The following is a 20,148-nucleotide window of genomic DNA, read 5'->3' as shown; positions in this document are numbered from 1 at the left end:
TGGAGGACGATATGACTGTCAGCATCGGATCGCACGTAATTGGTGGCGGACGACCCGCGTACGTTATCGCGGAGATCGGCTTGAACCACAACGGTGATGTGGACATCGCTAAGCGCCTCATCGACGTCGCTGCGCGCGCCGGAGCGGATGCTGTGAAGTTCCAGAAGCGCACCCCCGAGATATCCACACCGCAGCACATGCGCGACGTTCCGCGGGAGACGCCGTGGGGAACGATGACGTATCTCGACTACCGCCGCCGCGTCGAGTTCGGGCGCGACGAATACGTCGAGATCGGCGATCACGCCACACTCCAAGGGTTGGACTGGTTCGCCTCCCCGTGGGATGTGCCCAGCGTCGCCTTCCTCGAGGACCTGAACGTCGTCGCTCACAAGGTCGCCTCCGCGAGTGTCACGGACATCGAGCTGCTCGACGCGATCCGTGAGACGGGGAAGCCGGTCATCCTCTCCACCGGCATGTCGACGATCGATCAGATCGACCGTGCGCTGGAGACCCTCGGCACCGATCGCGTCGTGCTCATGCACGCCACCTCCACCTATCCGATGGAGCCGGATGAGGCGAACATCCGCGTCATCGCGGCGCTCCGTGACCGCTACCCCGGCGTGCCGATCGGCTACTCCGGTCACGAGCGCGGACTGCAGATCTCGTTGGCGGCCATCGCGCTCGGCGCTGTCGCCATCGAGCGGCACATCACACTCGATCGGACCATGTGGGGCTCCGATCACGCGGCTTCGCTCGAGCCAACCGGCCTGGAGCACCTTGTGCGTGACATTCGTGTCATCGAGACGGCTCTCGGCGACGGCGTCAAGCGGGTCTTCCCTGGCGAGCAGGCGCCGATGGCTAAGCTGCGCCGCATCCCGGCATGAGCACGGGCGAGTTGCGGGTCGTCGCGATCGCGGATGCCGATTCTTTCGTGAAGTGGTCTGCTTCGCTGCTCGACGCCGTTCCCGGCATCCGACGGCACCTGCTGCTTGTGCGCACGCCGCTGACGGTGAGCGCCGCGCAGCAGCGGGCGGCGCTTGTCGGTACGTCGTTTCAGGATGCTGGGGTCACGCGGCTCAACTTCGACGAGTTGGGCGGCTGGTTGGGAGGTCACCTTCCCGACGTCGTCGTGCTGGCAGGGCGGGGGCCGTTCGTGCGGCTCGTCGCGCGACAGATCGACCGGCTGGCGCATCGCCCGGTGGTCGTCAGTGGGCTACCAGGGATGTCGATCCCTGCCCAACGGGGAGCTCTCGAATACCGCAGAGAGAGTGATCTGCTCGTGCTGCACTCGCACCGCGAGGAGCGCGCATTCGCCGAGCTAAGCCGCCAGATCGACGTGCCGGTCCCGACGGCGCTCGCGACGCTGCCGTTCGCGCAGCCCACGGAGCGGGAGCACGAGCGGGCTGGGCAGGATGCCGCAGTGCGGGAGCTCGTCGGGGCTGGAGCGCGCCGGGGTTCGGTCGCAAGGGGTGGCCCCGGCTCTTTGGGGGTCTCGGCCACGCACGCCGCACCACCTGCACCACGCGCATCAGGCACAGACCTCGTGTTCGCCGCCCAGGCGCTCGTTCCCGCTGACCGCGCGGAGCGTGCCGAGCTCGCAAGCATGCTGCGCCGCGCGGCAGAAGCAGATCCAACCCGCCGTGTCGTGGTCAAGCTGCGTTCGCGGCCGGGCGAGACCGAGACGCACCTCGAGCGGGACGCCTATGCAGATCTGCTCTCCGCGCGCCCCGCGAACCTGGTGTTCTCCCATCAGCCGATGGCGGCCGCCTTGGAGAGTGCCGAGGGGTTGGTTACCGTCAGTTCCACTGCGGTCGTCGAGGCGATTGCCCGGGGCATCCCGGTGATCGCGCTTGACACATTCGGTGTGCACAAGCCGCTGTTGAACACAGTCTTCCTCGGCAGCGGGCTGCTAGGAGGAGCGGAAGAGGTCATCGGCCGGCGATTCCGGCATGCGCACCCGCGGTGGATGCAGGATAACTACTTCCACCCGGACACCGAGTCCACGTGGTGGGGCCAGGTCGAAGAACTGGTGGCGTTGCGTCGCGAGGACAGGCTGCGTGCGAGGACTGTACCGGTCGGTCGCGGCGGTACGTTGCACGCCGCCTGGCACCGCAAGAGTGTGCTGGGCGATGAGGATCGTTCGCTCCTGGGCGCGGTCGCGCTCGCCGTCGGGACGCCGGCCGTCCGCGCGATCGTCGCGCTGCGCCGCGCCAGAGGTCGGGCAGGCGAGGACACGTGGGCGGACAACGGGACAGACTTCACGATCGCTCCGACGCCGCACCGGGACCCGATTCGCCGCTGAGGGTATATACTCAGGATAGATTTCGTATATCCGCAGGAGGTGCGATGACGAAGACGATCATTGACATTGACGACGTGCTGCTGGAACAGGCGATGAGCTTTACGGGCGCAACGACGAAGAAGGCCGCCGTCAACGAGGCGCTCGCCCAGGTCGTGCGGCGAGGCGAGGCGATGGGCTACATCGATCTGCTGCGTAGCGGCGTGGCGATCGAGCTCGATAACGCGGATGTCACCACTGATTCACAACGATGAACCAGCTCTTCCTGGTTGACAACTCTGCGCTTAAGCGGATTCATCGCTCGGATGCGGTGGCCGACGCGCTGATCGCGTTGCTGGCCATCGGTGAACTGGCGAGTTGCCTGCCGCAGTTGCTCGAGGAGGGGTACTCCGCCAGGAGCACTGAGGAGCATCGAATCCTGATTGATGCGAGCGCAAAAGCAAAGATATTCCTGCAGCCAGACGCTGAGGTCGCGCGTATCGCTGTTGAGCTGCAGCGAAGGCTGTTCGCCGCCGGACAAGGTCGATCCGTTGGTGTGAGTGATCTGCAGATCGCCGCCACTGCACTTCGGAATACGACGGGGAACCAGAGGGTGAGCGTCGTCCACTATGACGCGGACTTCGACAGCCTTGCCGCCATCGAGCCGACTTTCTCGCACCGCTGGATCGTTCCGCGGGGCTCGGCCGATTGACGTCGGTCACGACACGCCCGCGATTCCGGTAGACTGTCCAGGTTGTCTGTCTATCGGCCCGCATTCGGCGGTCTGCGGACGGACACGTGCACACACCCTCCTGCTCTCGGGAAATTCCCGGAAGCCGTTCTAGTCCGAAGGAGGTGGGTAAGTGACGCACCAGTACGAACTAATGGTCATTCTGACCCCCGAGATCGACGAGCGCCAGGTAGCCCCTACGCTCGACAAGTTCCTCAAGGTCATCACCAACGATGGTGGCACTGTGGACAAGGTCGACATCTGGGGCAAGCGCCGTCTTGCATACGAGATCCAGAAGAAGACCGAGGGCATCTACGCCGTCGTCAACTTCACGGCAACGAGCGAGACCACACAGGAGCTCGACCGTCAGCTGGGCCTGAACGAGCAGATCATGCGCACCAAGGTTCTTCGTTCAGAAGAAGCTCAGGCGATGGTTGCTTTCGAAGCTAAGCGCTCCGAAGAGAAGGCTGCTCGCAAGGCTGCCAAGGCAGCGAAGGCCTAAGACTCATGGCCGGCGAAACCGTCATTACCGTTGTGGGAAACCTCACGGCCGACCCCGAGCTGCGTTACACGCAGAACGGGCTGCCGGTGGCGAACTTCACCATCGCATCTACCCCGCGCAGCTTCGACCGTGCCGCGAACGAGTGGAAGGACGGCGACGCGCTGTTCCTCCGTGCGTCCGTCTGGCGCGAGTTCGCTGAGCACGTGGCGGGTTCTCTGACGAAGGGCATGCGCGTCATCGCGCAGGGTCGCCTGCGTCAGCGCTCCTACCAGGACCGCGAAGGCAACCAGCGCACGTCGATCGAGCTGGAGGTCGACGAGATCGGCCCCTCGCTTCGGTACGCGACAGCGCAGGTTACCCGTGCGGCTTCTGGCGGTTCTGGCGCGGCTTCCGGCGGTGCCGGTGGCGGCGGTGGACAGGTGCGTCCCGCGCAGCAACAGCAGGCGTCGTCAGAGCCGTGGTCTACTCCCGGCTCGTCGACAAGTGCGGATGCGTGGAGCACTCCGGGCAGCTTCGGCGACGACACCCCGTTCTAAACAACTTCTGGATCCGGCCGCTTCGCTCGTTGAAGTGACCGGCATCCGCTCATCAAAGGAAAAACCATGGCTGGAAAGTCGAGCGGCGACCGCCGCAAGCCGCGGAAGGGTGGCAAGCCCACCGCTCCCGCGAAGTCGATCCGGGTTGGCGTCATTGATTACAAGGACGTCGCAACCCTTCGCAAGTTCGTCTCGGAGCGTGGGAAGATCCGCGCCCGTCGTATCACCGGTGTCTCGGTGCAGGAGCAGCGTCTGCTCGCCACGGCGATCAAGAACGCACGCGAAATGGCACTCCTGCCTTACGCTGGCGCTGGCCGTTAAGGGGTATTGAGATGGCAAAGCTGATTCTCACGAATGAGGTCTCCGGGCTCGGTAGTGCCGGTGACGTTGTCGAGGTCAAGAACGGGTTCGCCCGTAACTACCTCATCCCCCAGGGTTTCGCTACGGCGTGGACCCGCGGTGGTGCAAAGCAGGTCGAATCGATCCAGGCTGCACGCAAGGCGCGTGCGATCCACGATCGTGACGAGGCTGTGGCTCTCAAGAACACGATCGAGGGCACGAAGGTTCGCCTGGCCGTCAAGGCTGGCGCTTCCGGACGCCTGTTCGGTTCGGTCAAGACTGATCACGTCGCTGCTGCGGTCGAGGCTGCTGGCCTCGGCTCGATCGACAAGCGCAAGGTGACCATCACCGCGCCGATCAAGTCGACGGGTAACCACGAGGCAACCGTGCGTCTGCACGACGACCTTGTGGCCGTCATCACCCTTCAGGTCGTCGCGGCCAAGTAGTTCGCAACACCTTCGCGAGACGCCTTCTGCCCATCAGGGCAGGGGGCGTTTTGCGTTGCGACACAGCCGACCTGATTCGACCGCGGCATCCAGCTAGATGCACGGGCATGCGCTGAAGAATCTATGGGAGCGCGCCCATTTGTTGTTGACAGACTCTGACAATTGGGCATATTGTCGCTATAAATCAACGGAGAGTGCTCTCAATCCGAAAATGCAAGCGCTCCCATTGCCACCTCGCGCACACAAGGAAGTGAACCGTGAAATCATCACGAAGCAGGATCGCCGCAACCCTCGCCGGTGCCACAGCGCTGGCGCTCATCGCAACAGGCTGCTCGTCGGGCGGTGGTGACGCCGGCGGTGACGAGAACATCACGCTGTCGATCACGACCTTCGGCACGATGGGAGTCGAGGCGAACTACGAGCAGTACATGAATGACAATCCGAACATCACGATCGAGGCGACCAACCTTGAAGGCGGTGGCGCGGCCCGAGACGACGCGTATGCGAAGATCGCGGCCGGGACCGGGTTGAGTGACATCGTCGCAATCGAAGAGGGCTGGCTGGGCACGATCGCCGAGGTCTCGGACGCCTTCGTCGACCTGCGCGATTACGGCATCGAGGACGCCAAGGACAGCTGGCTCGACTGGAAGTATGCACAGGGCACCGGCTCTGACGGACAGGTCATCGGCGCGGGTCTGGACATCGGTCCGCAGGGTCTGTGCTACCGCGGAGACCTTTTCGAAGCCGCCGGTCTTCCCAGCGAGCGCGCGGAGGTCGCGGAGTACCTGGGCGGCGATGACGCCACGTGGGAGCGCTTCTTCGAGGTCGGAAAGGAATACGTCGACAACACCGGCAAGGCGTTCTACCACAGCCCGCGATTCTTCTGGAACTCCTTCGTGAACCAGCAGGAGGAGGGCTACTACAAGAAGGACGGCGAGACTCTCAACATCAAGGACAACGAGGTGCTGAAAGAGCACTTCGCGAAGATCGTCGAAGCAGAGAAGGCCGGTCTCGGCGCGGGCCTGCCGGGCTGGGAGGTCGGCCCTGAAGCCAAAGCTGGCGACTTCGCCGTCTACATGTGCCCGAGCTGGATGCTGGGCATCGTGCAGGGTTACTACGACGAGGGCACCACTGACAGTGGTTGGGACTTCGCAAACGTGCTGCCCGGCGGCTCAGCGAACTGGGGCGGTGCGTTCCTGGGTGTCTCCTCGGCCTCCGAGCACCCTGAGGAAGCAGCCAAGCTCGCGCTGTGGCTCGCCTCGCCTGAGCAGCAGGCCGCAGCGTTTGAAGTAGCCGGCCCATACCCGAGCACGCCGAAGGGGCAGGAGCTCGTCGCAGACACGACTAGCAAGTTCTTCAACGATGCGCCCGTCGGTGAGATCTTCGCGAATCGTGCGGAGGGTGTCGTCGCCCAGGTCAAGGGACCGGAGGACTCGAACATTCAGGACAACGTGTTCGGCCCGATCTTCGACCGGGTCAGTCAGGGTGAGGTCACCGATCCCGACAAGGCCTGGGATGAAGCGATGACTCTGCTCGACCAACTCGTCGGCTGATCCTCGTGGGTGGCTCGGCGCGCCGCGCCGAGCCACCCGCTCATCCACCTCATCCACCTCTCGCGGATTGGCTCAACGATGACCAGCTCACCGGGCCGCACGGCCCGTTCCGCACTGACGTTCCGCCAGAAGGTCAGTCGCTTCGACTACAGGTTCTCCCCTTACCTCTATGTCGCCCCGTTCTTCATCCTGTTCGCTCTGATCGGCATCTTCCCGATCGCGTACACGCTGAACGTGTCGCTGTACGACTGGAACCTACTCAAGGGGCAGGGCGACTTCGTCGGACTTCAGAACTACATCGCTGTTCTGACCGACCCGTTCTTCTGGAATTCGTTCCGAAACACCATCAGCATCTTCCTGCTCTCCGCCATCCCACAGCTCATCGTCGCCACTATCGTCGCGGCACTCCTGGATCAGGCGATCAAAGCAAAGACCTTCTGGCGCATGAGTATTCTGATCCCGTACATCGTCGCGCCCGTCGCGGTGACGGTGATCTTCCTACAGGTGTTCAACCAGTACCACGGCCCGATCGCCGGCCTGCTCGAACTGTTCGGGCTCGACCCAATCCGCTGGGCATTCGACGTCTTCCCCTCGCATGTCGCCATTGCCACCATGGTGAACTGGCGCTGGACCGGGTACAACACGCTTCTGCTGCTGGCGGCCATGCAGGCCGTCCCGCGCGATGTGTACGAATCGGCCACACTCGACGGGGCGGGCAAAATACGCCGTTTCTGGTCCATTACCATTCCCATGATTCGTCCCACGATCATCTTCGTCGTCATCACTGCGACCATCGGCGGGCTGCAGATCTTCACCGAACCGAAGCTCTTCGACAGCCGAACCAACGGTGGCAGTGGCCGTCAGTTCCAGACAGTCGTGCTCTACCTCTACGAACTGGCGTTCCCCCGGCGTGACTTCGGTCGCGCTTCAGCGACCGCATGGATTCTCTTCATCGTCATCGTGCTCGTGGGGCTGCTCAGCTACGCGGCAACGCGAACGGTGCGCACCGCCGATGCGAAGGCATCCCGCGCCAGCCGAATATCTGCCCGAACGAAGCAGGAGGTGTCATCATGACCGCCATCGTCACGCCGCCGCAGGCAGCACCGAGGGCACCGCACGATGATCTTCGGGTCGCAGCCCGTGAGCGTCGCGCCAAGCGAGCACGCGCCTACGAACGCCCCGGCCTGCTGACCTACGCCCTGCTGACCGCGTTCTTCGTCGGTTCGGCATTCCCCCTGTGGTGGTCGTTCGTGATCGCCAGCCGCCAGTCGTCGGATACCAATGTCGTGCCACCGGTCGCGATCCCCGGCCCGAACTTTCTGGGCAACGCCGCGAAGGTGTTCGAGACGGTCCCGTTCATGCTGGCGCTGCTGAACAGCACCATCATCGCGGGCGCGATCACGATCTCCGTGGTGTTCTTCTCCACGCTCGCCGGCTACGCGTTCGCGAAGCTGCGCTTTCGAGGACGCACAGGTCTGCTGCTGACGGTGATCGCTACGATGGCGATTCCAACACAGCTCGGCATCATCCCGATGTTCATGCTGATGGCTGAATGGAAATGGACCGGAACGCTGCAGGCCGTGATCGTGCCCGGTCTGGTCACCGCATTCGGCGTGTTCTTCATGCGGCAGTTTCTGGTTGACGTGATTCCGGACGAGCTTATCGAGGCCGCACGTATGGACGGCGCCAGCATGTGGGGTACGTTCCAGCATGTGGCGATCCCGGCGGCCCGGCCGGGTATGGCGGTGCTCGCGCTGTTCACCTTCATGGCATCTTGGACCGACTATCTGTGGCCGATGCTCGTGCTTGGTCCGCGAAATCCGAACGTGCAGACGGCGCTGGCAACGCTCAGCGCCAGCGGCGGGCAGAACCCCGACACCGCCATGGTGCTCGCAGGTGCCGTGCTGTCAGTCATCCCCCTTCTCATCCTCTTCTTCGTCGCGGGCAAACAGCTCGTGGCCGGAATCATGCAAGGCGCAGTGAAAGGCTGACATGACCATTGAGATAGACGCCCACACTCGCGAGAGCCCGGAAATCAGTGCGAGTCCCGACTACCGGGACTCGGGGCTCGAGTTTCCCGCGGAGTTCGTGATCGGGGCCGCGACGGCCTCGTATCAGATTGAGGGCGCCGCGACCGCGGATGGTCGCGGTCCATCCATCTGGGACACTTTCAGCGCTAGCCCGGGCAAGATCGTCGGCGGTGACACCGGCGCTGTCGCAGACGATCATTACAATCGTCTTGAGTCAGATCTCGACCTGATGGCCGAGCTCGGTCTCGAGGCCTACCGTTTCTCGATCGCATGGCCACGGATCCAGCCGCTCGGATCCGGCCCGGTGAACCGGACCGGTCTTGACTTCTACAGTCGTCTCGTCGACGGGCTGATCGCCCGTGGCATCCGCCCGATGGCCACGCTTTACCACTGGGATCTCCCGCAGGCGCTCGAGGATGCCGGTGGGTGGACCAACCGCGAGACGGCACACCGATTCGCGGAGTACACACGCCACGTCGCTGAGGTTCTCGGTGACCGCGTACGGGTGTGGACCACGCTAAACGAGCCGTGGTGCAGCGCCTTCCTCGGTTACGGTTCGGGCGGTCACGCGCCGGGACGCACCGACGGTGCAGCGGCACTCGCTGCCATGCATCACCTCAACCTCGCGCACGGCCTCGCGGTGCAGGTTCTCCGCGAGGTGGTCCCGCAGGCAGACGTCTCAGTCACCCTCAACTTCCACGTCGTCCGTGGGGAGGACGGCGCGGACGCGGAGGCAGTACGTCGGATCGACGCGCTCGCGAACCGTGCGTTCACCGGGCCGATGCTCGTCGGCGGCTATCCGGACGACCTCATCGAGAACACCGCATCGGTGACGGACTGGTCGTTTGTGCTCCCCGGTGACACGGAGATCATCCATCAGAGCATCGATTTTCTTGGGGTCAACTACTACTCGACCACCCTGGTGCGCACGTGGGACGGCATCTCCGACCGCCAGCACGCGGACGGCCATAAAGGCGCCGCCGGATCGTCGTGGCCAGGGAGCGAAGATGTCGAGTTCGTGCGTCAGGACGGACCGTACACCGCGATGGGCTGGAACATCGCTCCGGACGGGCTCGAGGACCTGCTGCTCAGGCTCAGCGGCGAGCATCCCACACTGCCGCTGATGATCACTGAGAACGGCGCGGCCTTCGACGACACACTGGTCGATGACCGAGTGCATGACGAGGCCCGCGTCGACTATCTGCGTCGCCATTTCACCGCGGCGCACCGCGCGATGCAACAGGGCGTCGACCTGCGCGGATACCTCGTCTGGTCGCTCTTCGACAATTTCGAGTGGGGCTATGGTTTCAGCAAACGCTTCGGAATCGTGTACGTCGACTACAACACGCAGAAGCGCACAGTCAAGGACAGCGGGAAGTGGCTGACACGGCTCATTGACGGCCACGCGATTCCCGCGTGAAGAGCATGCCGTCGTAGCGTACGGTGAAGAAGTCCACCTCCAAAGTGAGGACCCACGAACGCGCCCCCGCCGGGCAGCAGGAGACGAGAAGTGACGACCCAGCCGCCCCGCACGGCGCAGTCTTGGATCCCGACGCTGGAAGAGGTTGCGGCGCTGGCCGGCGTATCGAGCTCGACCGCGTCGCGAGTGATCAACGGATCACCCTTGGTGACTGCGCAGACCATCGCACGGGTCAACGATGCGATCGCGAAGATCGGGTACGTGCCCAACCGAGCCGCTCGCAGTCTTGCACGCAGGCAGACCCAGACCGTCGCGATGATGATTCCGGAGCGCACAGCCGAGTTCTTCGCTGACCCGTACTTCGCCGAAGTCATCCAGGGCGCGGCCATGCACGCGTCGTCCACGGAGTACTCCCTGACGCTGCTGATCGAGTCCGAGAAGGACCCGGAGAAGACTCACCAGCTCCTTCGGCGCGGCAACGTCGACGGTGCTCTGATCCTCTCCCACCACAGTGACTCATCGACGTATCGGGAGCTGGCGCGTACGCTGCCCGTGGTCTTCGGTGTGCGGCCGCCCGGTGAGATGGGTGAGGAGATCCATGTCGTCGATGTCGACAACTTCGCGGCCGCAGCCCTCGCCACGCAGCACCTCGTGGATCGTGGACACAAGCACATCGTGTCCATCACCGGACCGCTCAACACGTCCGCAGGACGGGAACGTCAGAATGGCTGGAGCGAAACTCTCATTGCCGCTGGACTAGAGCCCGGCACAAGCGCGGAGGGCGACTACACGCCGGCGGGCGGAGCGGCGGCTGCCCGTCGACTGATCGAGGCGGATGCACCGTTTGACGCGATCTTCATTGCATCGGCCCAGATGGCGTCGGGCGCGATGACCGTACTCAAGGAGAGTGGGCTGCGCGTGCCCGCGGACGTGGCAGTGGCGACCCTCGACAACAACATCTTCTCGACCAGTACGACGCCGCAGCTGACGACGGTCGACCTGCACACCGCCACAAAGGGCGCTGCGATGATGGCGGCCATCGTGCGGCTGATCAAGGGCGAGCAGGTCGGCGTCGAGATGCTGGTTCCGTTGGATCTCATCGAACGCGAGTCCACGGCGCTCTGAAGAATCTTGCGTGTGACCGGCGCGTTACAGGCGACACTGCCTGGAACGCGCCCGAGAAAATCAAGACTTGACTTCTCCCCAAGTTGTACACATGCCCCCTGCGATGGCACCAACCTTCAATAGCGTGTTTAAACAGAATCTCATCCACAGGGTGGGGAAACTCTAAACACTAGGTCAAGGCCAATATAAGAGGCAAAGATTGCCTCGTGCCACAGAGTTATCCACACCCGCTTTACACAGACACTCCCACGTTCTCCGCAGACTATCCACAGAGTTATCCACAGGCGCTGTTGCATGGGGAAATGGTCGCTCGTAGCGTGGACGAGCGACGAGATGTCGGTGGTTGGTGGTTCGCTCATTGCAACCGCGGAACACACCGCCGTCGTACGGCACTCGGGTCAGAGACTCCTGTGCCACACCAGCCACAAGCGCACCGAAGGAGCACCGTGTCGATTGCCGACATCTCGGAGGAGCGTCTCGGAGGGAACCGCAAACCAGAGCGCGTTCCGCCGCATGACCTCCTCGCCGAACAGAGTGCGCTGGGTGGCATGCTGCTGTCGAAGGACGCTGTCGCCGATGTGATCGAGACGCTCAAGGGCGCCGACTTCTACATCCCCAAGCACGAGCTCATCTTCGAAGCGATCCTTACCCTGTACTCGCACGGTGAGCCCACCGACGTTGTCGCAGTCACTGACGAGTTGATCAAGACCGGTGAGCTGGGACGCGCCGGTGGCGCCGACTACCTGCACACGCTCACCTCGATCGTGCCGACCGCGGCGAACGCCGGGTACTACGCCGGCATCGTCGCCGAGCGCTCGATCCTGCGCCGCCTCGTCGATGCGGGCACGCGCATCGTGCAGCTTGGCTATGACGGCCAGGGCGATGCGACCGATCTTGTCAACAACGCGCAGGCCGAGATCTATGCGGTCTCCGGTACGCAGACCGCAGAAGATTACGTTCCGCTGACTGTTGCGGTGGATGCTGCGATGGAAGAGATCGAGGCGGCCAGTGGCCGTGACGGCTCGATGACGGGCGTGCCCACCGGGTTCAAAGAACTCGATGAGCTCACGAACGGTCTGCACGGCGGGCAAATGATTGTCGTGGCTGCGAGGCCTGCTGTCGGTAAGTCAACGCTTGCTTTGGATTTTGCCCGCGCTGCGGCGATCGGTCACAATCAGCCGGCCGTCTTCTTCTCTCTCGAAATGGGTAAGAGCGAGATCGCGATGCGTCTGCTGAGTGCGGAAGGCGCGATTCCGCTGCAGCACATGCGCAAGGGATCGCTCGATCCGCGCGACTGGACCACGGTCGCTGCGACCCGCGGACGCATCAACGACGCGCCCCTCTTCATCGATGACAGCCCCAACATGACGCTGGTCGAGATCCGTGCGAAGTGCCGCCGCCTCAAGCAGCGCGAGGGCCTGCGCCTGGTCGTCATCGACTACCTGCAGCTGATGACGAGCGGCAAGCGCGTGGAGTCGCGCCAACAAGAGGTCTCGGAGTTCTCGCGTGCGCTGAAGTTGCTCGCGAAGGAGTTGCAGGTGCCGGTCATCGCACTGTCGCAGCTGAACCGTGGTTCTGAGCAGCGCACGGACAAGAAGCCGCAGATCAGCGACCTTCGTGAGTCCGGGTCGATCGAGCAGGATGCCGACATGGTGATCCTGCTGCACCGCGACTCGGTCTACGACAAGGACATTCGCCCAGGCGAGGCCGACCTGATCGTCGCCAAGCACCGTAACGGCCCGACCGCTACGATCAACCTGGCATTTCAGGGTCACTACTCAAGGTTCATGGACATGGCGCCCGGTGGGGACTTCAACAGCTGATTGTTCTTGCAAACGAACTGCAGATTGGAAATGTGGCGCTGGTTGAAGGTTCTCGATAGAACCTGCAAATTCCACGGGACATTGCAAACCAACTGCAAATTCGGAGGGGTCGCACGCCTCCGGCGAGAGCCCGCGGAGCCCGGCGACGACGGCATCTGGTGTTCCGTGGCCGATGCCGCCATCATCGTCGCCACGCATGCTTCTGTCTCTCGCTCAGACCGAAGCTCGGCGTCCAGCCCACACCGGCGCGACCATCGCCGCACCTACTATCACCGCGACCGCCGCCGCTAGCACCCCGTACACCGCCCAGTCGATTGCCAGCGACAAGCCACCGAGGATACCGTAGGCGACGCCGAGCAACGCCGGTAGCACTGACATGGTTCCGATGACCAGGGCCGCGAGCACCACGAATATCGACTCGATACCGATCATCGAGTTCAGCTGGTGGCGTGTGATTCCGATGCGGCGCAGGAGGGCGAACTCGGACTTGCGCGCGCCCGTCAGCATCACGAGGGTGTTGGCGGCAGCAATGGCGATGAAGAAGATGAGCACGAACAGCAATACCGCTCCGAGCTGTTGCGACGATGCCGCGCCGGCCATCGTCTGATCCACGTACTCGTCGACAGTCAGCGTCTCCAATCCAGGAAGGTCCACACGAGAGCCCTGCGTGAAGACGGTGTCGGCGACAGCGGGTGTCGTCGGGAGGCTTCGCCCGTCGATGATGTACTCACCGAAACCGAGGCCGCGCTCGTAGACCGCGACGATCGTTGCGTCGAGTACGACATCAGCGAAGCGAAGCGAAACCGTGTCGCCAAGGTCGATGCTCGTACCGAAGCCCGATTCATTGCTCACGGCGATCGTGCCAGGTGCAGCCAGATCGTCGAGCGAACCCGACGTCACATCCGCGTCGATCAGGCCTGCGGGGCTGCCGGTCAGGGCGTGCACGCCGGAGGCCTCCCACGTGGTCACCCCGTCCATATCCCGCGTGAGTATTTCTGCAGGCACGGCTGAGCTCGCGACAAGTGAGTCGACACCGGGCGTCGATGCGATTTCAGTCAGCTGAGCGGCAGTCACGCCGTCTTGTGAGGTGATGACGAGATCTGATCCCAGTCCGTCGCGCAATTGAATGGCGGCCCCCTGCACGAGGCTGCTGTTCACGCCGGTCTGCACTGTTCCCAGGGCGAGAAACAGCGCGAGCGGGATGATGGCTGCGGTCAGCCGTCGGGAGAAGCCGCGGGTGTTGACGACAGCCAGCATGAGCGACGCGAATCGCGACGACCGGGTAGCTCGTGCCGCCCGACGAGCGGCGAAGCCCACGATCGCCGGGCCGGCGAGGGCCGCGGCGCTGATCAGCAGGAACGCGGATGTCGACCCGGCAGCGCTGCCCATTACGCCCGGCATCACGAACGGGATGCCGGCGGCCACGATTCCGGTTACCAGCAGAACGACCGCAGCAATGCGGCGCGAAGGACTGAGGTGCGCCGACTCGGCATCCGAGCCACGCACGGCCGCCGAGGGGCTGACACTGGTGACTTTGCGGGCAGCCAGGCGCGCGGCGAGCAGGGCGGTCGGGAAAAGCAGCAGCAGCGCGCCGATGGCGGGCAGCGGCGTGACGACGAGCGGGAGGTCGACAGGAATGATGCCGCCAGACTCGAGCACGGGAGTCAGCAGGTTCGCTGCCCAGAGCCCGGGCAGCGCGCCGAGCGGCGCTGCGATCGCGAAGACGATCGACACCTCGGCGGTCACCATCGAGCGCACCTGCGAGGCGGTGGCTCCGACAGCCCGCAGCAGCGCGAACTGCTCGTGCCGTTGGCGCAGGGCCGACGCGAAGGTGGAGGCGACGACGAGCACGACCACGAGAATGGCGGTGCCGGCGAATGAGGCGGCAACGGTCGACAGCAGCGGCGCGTCCGAGCGTAGGCCGGTCTCCATGAGCACCCCGTTGGCCGAGAGCAGGGCGGCGGCGAACACGACGATGAGAAAGCTGCCGATAAAGCTGCCGCGGTAGGCGAGAACTGCTGAGCGGGCGAAAGACCACATGGCGTTACCTACCCAACTCGATGAGGCGGGCGGCGATCTGGGCGCTGGTGGGGGCGATGATCTCGCCGGCCAGGCGTCCGTCGGCCAGGAAGCGCACGTCATCCGATGCCGCTGCGACGTTCGGATCGTGGGTGACGACCACCAGAGTCTGGGCGAAACGCTTGGCGGTGCCGCGCAACACCTCGAGCACCTGCTCACCGGTGCGCCGGTCGAGCGCGCCGGTCGGCTCGTCGGCGAAGACGACCGTGGGCCGGGTGATCAGGGCGCGTGCGATGGCGACGCGCTGGGCCTGGCCGCCGGAGAGCTCGCTCGGCAGCCGGTCGGTCATGCCGGTGAGTCCGACCGAGTCGAGCAGCGACTGCTGCCACTGCTCGTCGGGCCGGCGACCGTCGAGCAGCATCGGCAGCTGGATGTTCTCGCCGACAGTCAGGTGACCGATGAGGTTGTACGACTGGAATACGAAGCCGATGTGGCGGCGGCGGAAGCGGGTGACGGCATCCGGAGACAGCTCGGTGATGTCGGTGTCGCCGATCAAGACCTGGCCACTCGTCGGCGTATCCAGACCGGCGGCGAGGTTGAGGAAGGTCGACTTCCCCGAGCCCGACGGGCCCATTATCGAGGTGAACGACCCCGGTGTGATCGATAGCGAGACGCCCTGCAGCGCCGCAATCTGCTCCGGTCCGTTGGGGTAGGTCTTGGTGAGATGAATGAGGCGCACGGCGGTATCGACCGTGGTGGCGCTGATGGTCGAGGTCATGGCTGGCCTTTCTATCGAGGGTGCCGATGAGCACCTCCAATCGACAGTAGGTACACCGGAGGAGCCCTTCTACGGGCCTTCGGATGAACTGTGGCGCTTACATCTTTGGATGCAAATTGCGCCCTTCGATGGCTCTCTCGAGGTGCAACCCTTCGACTCTCGTGGCAGAAGTGGGTGCCTTCTAGCGTCGAAATGTGGCCATTTCGTGCCGCGGCAATCGATGAGGGGAAGAGTCATGAAACAAGTCACACAACAGCGGGGCCTCAGGGGGATCATCAGGCGGTATCCTCTCGTGAGCTTCTTCGTGCTCGCAAATGCGCTCAGCTGGATCGCGTGGATGCCCTACATCCTCTCGAACAACGGGCTGGGCGTCTGGGACTACACCTTCGAGCTCGGCATGATCGCCGGGGTGCTTCCCGGCGCCTATCTGGGGCCCATCACGTCTGCCCTGATCGTCACGGGGGTCACCGGCGGTGTGGCCGGGCTTCGCCAGTGGGGGGCCCGCCTGTGGCGCTGGCGGGTTCGCTGGCACTGGTACGCCATCGCCCTGCTCGGCGTCCCGGCCGCACTGATTCTCACCGGCCTGGTGGTAGCGGGCGGTCAGGTCGTGCCGCCGTCGCTGGCGGTGCTCGCCGCCTACCTCCCGATGCTCATCATCCAGATGCTCACCACCGGCCTCGCCGAGGAGCCGGGGTGGCGAGACTTCGCCCTGCCCCGCCTGCAGGACAAGTTCGGCCCGATGCGCTCTGCCTTCATCCTGGGCCCGATGTGGGCGCTGTGGCACATGCCCCTCTTCCTCACCGAATGGGGCGGCTACCCCGACGCCGACTGGACGCGACCCGTGAGCTTCGCCGTCTTCTGCATCGGCTTCAACGTCGTCATGGCATGGATATTCAACCGCACAGGCCAGAGTCTGCCGCTCGCCATGCTGGCGCACGTCAGCGTGAACACCTTCATGTCCGGCATCTTCGTCGAGATGTTCCCGTCGATCAGCGACGGCGCCACCTCCAACGCGCTTGCGATCAGCTCAGTGATTGCCGCTGCCATCGTGATCCTGGCAACGCGAGGACGGCTCGGTTACGTCAAGGAGCAGTCAGGGGAGATCGACGAAGCGGTTCTGGTACGCCCAGACGACCGCCTGAAGGCGGGAGCGAACACCTAACTTGGGCAGCATACGCGCGAGGTGCGACTTCACCGTCGACAGCTCGACCACCAGGGCCTGCGCGATCTCTTCATTGGACATGCCCTGGGCGAGCAGCATCAGAATCTCCTGCTCACGGCCGGTGAGCACGTCGCTTCTCAGCGATGTGCTCACCGGCCGCAGGCCGCGCCGCTGCACGAACTCCCGCATGATGCGGCGAGTGAGGCTCTGGTCGATCGTGCCGATGCCGACAGCCACCTGGCGAATGGCTTTCGTGATCGTATCGGGATCGGCATCCTTCAACAGAAAGCCCGAAACCCCGGCCTCTAAAGCCCCGAAGACATAGTCGTCGAGGTCGAACGTGGTGAGAATCAAGACGGGAATCGAGAGCTCGGCGTCAGGCCCGCAGAGCTCACGTGCAACGGCGATACCGTCGAGGCCGGGCATGCGGATGTCGAGGCACGCCACATCAGGACGCAGCTGCCTTGCCATCGCCAACGCCTCGATGCCATCGGAGGCCTCGCCCACCACCTCGAGGTCGGCCTCCATATTCGTGAGTGCCGACAGGCCGGCTCTCACGAGGGGCTGATCATCGGCGATGAGGACGCGGATCATGCTGCTTCTCGCTTCACGGTCAGACGAACGCGCCAGCCGAGTTGATCGGTGAGACCATGCTGCAGCTCGGCGCCGATGAGGTCGGCGCGCTCCTGCATGCCGACGAGGCCGAACCCCCCTCCGGGCCCCAGGTCGGGTGCGTGGGATCCGTCGTTGGTGATCTGCACCACGAGCACATCGGGCGCGCGGTCGTCGACCATCACCACGCAGTGCGCGCCCGGCGCGTGTGCGACCACATTGGCGAGAGCCTCCTGAACGGTGCGGTACACGACCAACTGCGCGAGCGGGCCGATACCGGTCCCGAGGGTCCTCTCGCCGGTGCGCACCTCGTACTCGACCGGCAACCCGGAACTCTTGCGCAGCTCGACCAGCTCGCTCACCGAAGCCAGCGTCTCGACAGTGCGACTGCTGTTGGCATCGTCACGCAGCAGGCCGATCACCCGTCTGAGATCGTCGAGCGCCATCGTGCTCTGAGCCCGCGCCTGCTGCGCCGAGGTCTTGGCAGCCTCGGGGTCGGTATCGACCTGTCGGTAGATGGCGGACGAGAGCAGCGCGATACCCGACATGTGGTGTGCGGCGATGTCATGCAACTCGCGCGACATGGCCATGCGCTCCCTCGAGACCGCCGCCTGGATGAGGGCGTCTCGCTCGCGCCTCAGCGCAAGCACCTCGTTGCCGCGGCTCACCCTCGCGTCTCGGCGGGCGGCGAAGAACAGCGCGATCACCAGTGACCCGCCGACGGCGACGAGGGCCTGCACCGCAGCCATTCCGACCGTCGCGACGTCCAAGGGTGCTCCGGCACGCACATCGTTGACGACCTGCGAGAAGGCCACGAGCACGATCGTGGCTGGCATCACCGCGGACAGATTGCGCAGCGGCTCGCGCAGCACAGCGAGGAAGACAGCGAAGGTGATGCCGACGACGGTGAGATTGAAGGTGGAGGCCGGCGCGGTGAACGCGAGGACCAGCGGCGCGGATGCCACGACCAGCAGCACGAGCCGCGGCGACCGTTTCGCCCGGAGCAAGGCAGTGGCCTGAACTGCGATGACCGCGACGAGCACCCACCACCCGAAAGCTGCGGGTGAGAGCGGCACGACACCCGCTTCGGGATCAGCCGCCTGCAGCAGCGGCAGGAGCAGTAAGCCACCGAACGCTATCCCTGCGAACACCAGGGCCGGCGTGACCTCGGTGAGGCTGAGTCGCTGGGGATGCTTCTGCGTAGTCTGCACCCCACCGATTCTCTCAGTATCGGTGGCGTTTAGAGCGTGCAACCGGGTTCGGTCGCGCTGAGCCACCGAAGGCCGTCACTTAGCGTTTTGAGAACGCGGCCACGTACCTCTGGGTCCACGTCACATGCCGAGAAGCTATCCACCGAAACTGAAGCGCACCGCGACCTCGTCCGTGGCGTTCTTGAAGCGCCTGTCCACCTCCCGTCGTCGCTTTACACGGCGCTCACTCGCTGATCTTCAGATTCCCGCGCAAGGAGACACATCGCCGTGGCTTGAATCGGAGAATGCGACGCTTCGCCGGGCAGTATCGACGAATCAGTGCGCGGGGTTGCTGCCAGTTTCTCGACATGTTCAGGGGAGGCGGTTCGCGATCGCGGCGTCGCCGGCGGTGGCCAGCGCGCGGCAGTTGGGGGTGTCGGCGGGGGCGCCGTCTGTCGTGATGGGCGAGGCATCGATATGGTGGCGTTCGGGTTCACCCTCGCGATCACGGTGCTTGGCGTCCTGACTTGGGCCGTGGCGACACCTATTCTGCTGATCCTGATTGGGTGCACGAACAGGCGGAGTCCTTCAGTGACCGCTTCTTCATCGTTCTCGATGCGGCGGCGGCTCGGGCAGCTTCGAGCGGGACCAAGTAGCTAGCCCGTGTCCGCTTCGCTTCCAGGATAGGTACTGCGCGGCGAGGTCAGGATGCCATGGAAAGCCCGGGGTGCAGCGAAATGCCTCGGGCTTCGTCCGCCGATGAGGCGCCAGGGCATCGGATGCAACAGCACGTCGCAGTTCAGTCTCTTCAGTCTCACCGAGCCGATGATTGACACGACGACCCCGATGGGGCGAGCCCTCTATGGCATCGTCGCCGTGTTTGCACCACTCCCCGTCGACACCATCCGAGACGACTCAGCGCACAAGCTAGGTCTCGACCCCACAGCGCCCGACCTAGACGCGGCCGGAGTCGGTGCCGCCGATGCGAATGTAGGTTTTCGCCATCTTGCGTGGAACCCAGCTCAGTGGATCGATGCCAACTAGCGCGGAAACCGCGTGATTTTCGCCACTTCGGTCCGGAACCTACACAGCTGATGTAGGTACGGGTTCCGCGTTCGAACGCGGAATGAGGGCGTCGAGGATCTCCAACCCTTGGCGTTGATGCAAACGCCGGCTTCTCGCCAGCGGCGTCAACATTGCTGACCCTTCACAAGGTGTCTCGTAACCGAGGTTGAGTACTGCGGAATCCACGATCGGTTATGACACATAGTTATGAGACTCGGCCGCACCGGATAGTTTCAGGAACTGCACTCCTACCAGCGATTTAGCGGTGAGACGTCTCGTATTCGTAGGGATAGGAGACACTTCGGGGGGCGGAGCGCGGCGTCCAATGCCGGAAGGCTGGACCTTTTCCAGCATCTTGCGATCAGATGCCAGCGATGCGTCTGTCAGTTCACATCCAAGAGGAGGCCCCGCGACTTCCGCCGAAACGATCGTTCCTGGCGGCAGCGACTTCTTAGCCTCGCAATGGCAGTCGTTAACGTCGTCCGGAACCACTGCGTGGCGGAGGTATTCGGCTGAGGTTGTCCCCGGTTAATGCTCATG

19 protein-coding genes are annotated in these 20,148 nt (G+C 64.1%); 15 read left to right on the top strand and 4 right to left on the bottom strand.

The annotated features are described in order from the left end of the window. Positions 1-11 precede the first annotated feature (11 nt). The 14 genes from ACSU1G_RS26295 to dnaB all read left to right on the top strand — a co-directional run bounded on the left by ACSU1G_RS26295 (position 12) and on the right by dnaB (position 12,782). Entirely contained in the window at positions 12-884 is an 873-nt protein-coding gene (locus ACSU1G_RS26295) for an N-acetylneuraminate synthase family protein (RefSeq protein ID WP_439283200.1), read from the top strand. Next, entirely contained in the window at positions 881-2,302 is a 1,422-nt protein-coding gene (locus tag ACSU1G_RS26290) for a DUF6716 putative glycosyltransferase (protein ID WP_439283198.1), read from the top strand. Before ACSU1G_RS26295 ends, ACSU1G_RS26290 begins: the two co-directional genes overlap by 4 nt. A gap of 44 nt (positions 2,303-2,346) precedes the next feature. Beyond that, complete coding sequence (locus tag ACSU1G_RS26285) at positions 2,347-2,553, top strand: type II toxin-antitoxin system VapB family antitoxin (protein ID WP_439283196.1); 207 nt, start codon at positions 2,347-2,349, stop codon at positions 2,551-2,553. Next, complete coding sequence (locus ACSU1G_RS26280; protein ID WP_439283194.1) at positions 2,550-2,990, top strand: PIN domain-containing protein; 441 nt, start codon at positions 2,550-2,552, stop codon at positions 2,988-2,990. Before ACSU1G_RS26285 ends, ACSU1G_RS26280 begins: the two co-directional genes overlap by 4 nt. Before the next feature lie 151 nt (positions 2,991-3,141). Continuing rightward, positions 3,142-3,510, top strand: coding sequence for a 30S ribosomal protein S6 (rpsF, locus tag ACSU1G_RS26275; RefSeq protein WP_438253718.1), 369 nt, complete (start codon positions 3,142-3,144; stop codon positions 3,508-3,510). A gap of 5 nt (positions 3,511-3,515) precedes the next feature. After that, entirely contained in the window at positions 3,516-4,046 is a 531-nt protein-coding gene (locus ACSU1G_RS26270; protein WP_439283192.1) for a single-stranded DNA-binding protein, read from the top strand. Positions 4,047-4,112: 66 nt separating this feature from the next. Beyond that, complete coding sequence (gene rpsR / locus ACSU1G_RS26265; RefSeq protein ID WP_439283190.1) at positions 4,113-4,367, top strand: 30S ribosomal protein S18; 255 nt, start codon at positions 4,113-4,115, stop codon at positions 4,365-4,367. A gap of 11 nt (positions 4,368-4,378) precedes the next feature. Next, the gene (rplI, locus tag ACSU1G_RS26260) at positions 4,379-4,831 is read left to right on the top strand and encodes a 50S ribosomal protein L9 (protein ID WP_439283188.1); all 453 of its coding nucleotides are present in this window, start codon (positions 4,379-4,381) and stop codon (positions 4,829-4,831) included. A gap of 257 nt (positions 4,832-5,088) precedes the next feature. Then, positions 5,089-6,384, top strand: coding sequence for an extracellular solute-binding protein (locus tag ACSU1G_RS26255; protein WP_439283186.1), 1,296 nt, complete (start codon positions 5,089-5,091; stop codon positions 6,382-6,384). A 78-nt stretch (positions 6,385-6,462) separates the two neighbouring features. Further along, positions 6,463-7,458, top strand: a complete 996-nt coding sequence (locus ACSU1G_RS26250) for a carbohydrate ABC transporter permease (RefSeq protein ID WP_439283184.1) — start codon at positions 6,463-6,465, stop codon at positions 7,456-7,458. Further along, the gene (locus tag ACSU1G_RS26245) at positions 7,455-8,375 is read left to right on the top strand and encodes a carbohydrate ABC transporter permease (protein WP_439283182.1); all 921 of its coding nucleotides are present in this window, start codon (positions 7,455-7,457) and stop codon (positions 8,373-8,375) included. Before ACSU1G_RS26250 ends, ACSU1G_RS26245 begins: the two co-directional genes overlap by 4 nt. Before the next feature lies 1 nt (position 8,376). Next, entirely contained in the window at positions 8,377-9,834 is a 1,458-nt protein-coding gene (locus ACSU1G_RS26240; RefSeq protein WP_439283180.1) for a GH1 family beta-glucosidase, read from the top strand. A 90-nt stretch (positions 9,835-9,924) separates the two neighbouring features. Continuing rightward, positions 9,925-10,959: a LacI family DNA-binding transcriptional regulator gene (locus tag ACSU1G_RS26235; RefSeq protein WP_439283178.1), complete on the top strand. Its 1,035-nt coding sequence runs from the start codon at positions 9,925-9,927 to the stop codon at positions 10,957-10,959. A gap of 446 nt (positions 10,960-11,405) precedes the next feature. Continuing rightward, the gene (gene dnaB / locus ACSU1G_RS26230; RefSeq protein WP_439283176.1) at positions 11,406-12,782 is read left to right on the top strand and encodes a replicative DNA helicase; all 1,377 of its coding nucleotides are present in this window, start codon (positions 11,406-11,408) and stop codon (positions 12,780-12,782) included. Between the two features lie 213 nt (positions 12,783-12,995). On the opposite strand, the gene ACSU1G_RS26225 is transcribed toward dnaB, so the two are convergent. Both ACSU1G_RS26225 and ACSU1G_RS26220 read right to left on the bottom strand, forming a co-directional pair. Beyond that, complete coding sequence (locus ACSU1G_RS26225; RefSeq protein WP_439283174.1) at positions 12,996-14,822, bottom strand: FtsX-like permease family protein; 1,827 nt, start codon at positions 14,820-14,822, stop codon at positions 12,996-12,998. A 4-nt stretch (positions 14,823-14,826) separates the two neighbouring features. Continuing rightward, on the bottom strand, positions 14,827-15,579 hold the full coding sequence (locus ACSU1G_RS26220) for an ABC transporter ATP-binding protein (protein WP_439283172.1): 753 nt from the start codon (positions 15,577-15,579) through the stop codon (positions 14,827-14,829). Positions 15,580-15,871: 292 nt separating this feature from the next. On the opposite strand from ACSU1G_RS26220, the gene ACSU1G_RS26215 reads away from it, so the two are divergent. Continuing rightward, positions 15,872-16,741 (top strand): CPBP family glutamic-type intramembrane protease, encoded by an 870-nt coding sequence (locus tag ACSU1G_RS26215; protein ID WP_439283170.1) that lies wholly within the window; start codon positions 15,872-15,874, stop codon positions 16,739-16,741. On the opposite strand, the gene ACSU1G_RS26210 is transcribed toward ACSU1G_RS26215, so the two are convergent. Continuing rightward, complete coding sequence (locus tag ACSU1G_RS26210; RefSeq protein WP_439283168.1) at positions 16,673-17,335, bottom strand: response regulator; 663 nt, start codon at positions 17,333-17,335, stop codon at positions 16,673-16,675. The two genes, ACSU1G_RS26215 and ACSU1G_RS26210, sit on opposite strands and share 69 nt — an antisense overlap. Then, the gene (locus tag ACSU1G_RS26205) at positions 17,332-18,564 is read right to left on the bottom strand and encodes a histidine kinase (protein ID WP_439283166.1); all 1,233 of its coding nucleotides are present in this window, start codon (positions 18,562-18,564) and stop codon (positions 17,332-17,334) included. Before ACSU1G_RS26205 ends, ACSU1G_RS26210 begins: the two co-directional genes overlap by 4 nt. Positions 18,565-20,148 lie beyond the last annotated feature (1,584 nt).

Source organism: Microbacterium sp. A93, from assembly GCF_051842835.1.
This window is presented reverse-complemented; position numbering and strand designations above follow the sequence as displayed.

Bases quoted from the DNA above. Each gene is read 5' to 3' on its own strand.
- ACSU1G_RS26295 (WP_439283200.1), top strand. From the start codon at position 12: ATGACTGTCAGCATCGGATCGCACGTAATTGGTGGCGGACGACCCGCG.
- ACSU1G_RS26290 (WP_439283198.1), top strand. From the start codon at position 881: ATGAGCACGGGCGAGTTGCGGGTCGTCGCGATCGCGGATGCCGATTCT.
- ACSU1G_RS26285 (WP_439283196.1), top strand. From the start codon at position 2,347: ATGACGAAGACGATCATTGACATTGACGACGTGCTGCTGGAACAGGCG.
- ACSU1G_RS26280 (WP_439283194.1), top strand. From the start codon at position 2,550: ATGAACCAGCTCTTCCTGGTTGACAACTCTGCGCTTAAGCGGATTCAT.
- ACSU1G_RS26270 (WP_439283192.1), top strand. From the start codon at position 3,516: ATGGCCGGCGAAACCGTCATTACCGTTGTGGGAAACCTCACGGCCGAC.
- rpsR (WP_439283190.1), top strand. From the start codon at position 4,113: ATGGCTGGAAAGTCGAGCGGCGACCGCCGCAAGCCGCGGAAGGGTGGC.
- rplI (WP_439283188.1), top strand. From the start codon at position 4,379: ATGGCAAAGCTGATTCTCACGAATGAGGTCTCCGGGCTCGGTAGTGCC.
- ACSU1G_RS26250 (WP_439283184.1), top strand. From the start codon at position 6,463: ATGACCAGCTCACCGGGCCGCACGGCCCGTTCCGCACTGACGTTCCGC.
- ACSU1G_RS26245 (WP_439283182.1), top strand. From the start codon at position 7,455: ATGACCGCCATCGTCACGCCGCCGCAGGCAGCACCGAGGGCACCGCAC.
- ACSU1G_RS26240 (WP_439283180.1), top strand. From the start codon at position 8,377: ATGACCATTGAGATAGACGCCCACACTCGCGAGAGCCCGGAAATCAGT.
- ACSU1G_RS26225 (WP_439283174.1), bottom strand. From the start codon at position 14,822: ATGTGGTCTTTCGCCCGCTCAGCAGTTCTCGCCTACCGCGGCAGCTTT.
- ACSU1G_RS26220 (WP_439283172.1), bottom strand. From the start codon at position 15,579: ATGACCTCGACCATCAGCGCCACCACGGTCGATACCGCCGTGCGCCTC.
- ACSU1G_RS26210 (WP_439283168.1), bottom strand. From the start codon at position 17,335: ATGATCCGCGTCCTCATCGCCGATGATCAGCCCCTCGTGAGAGCCGGC.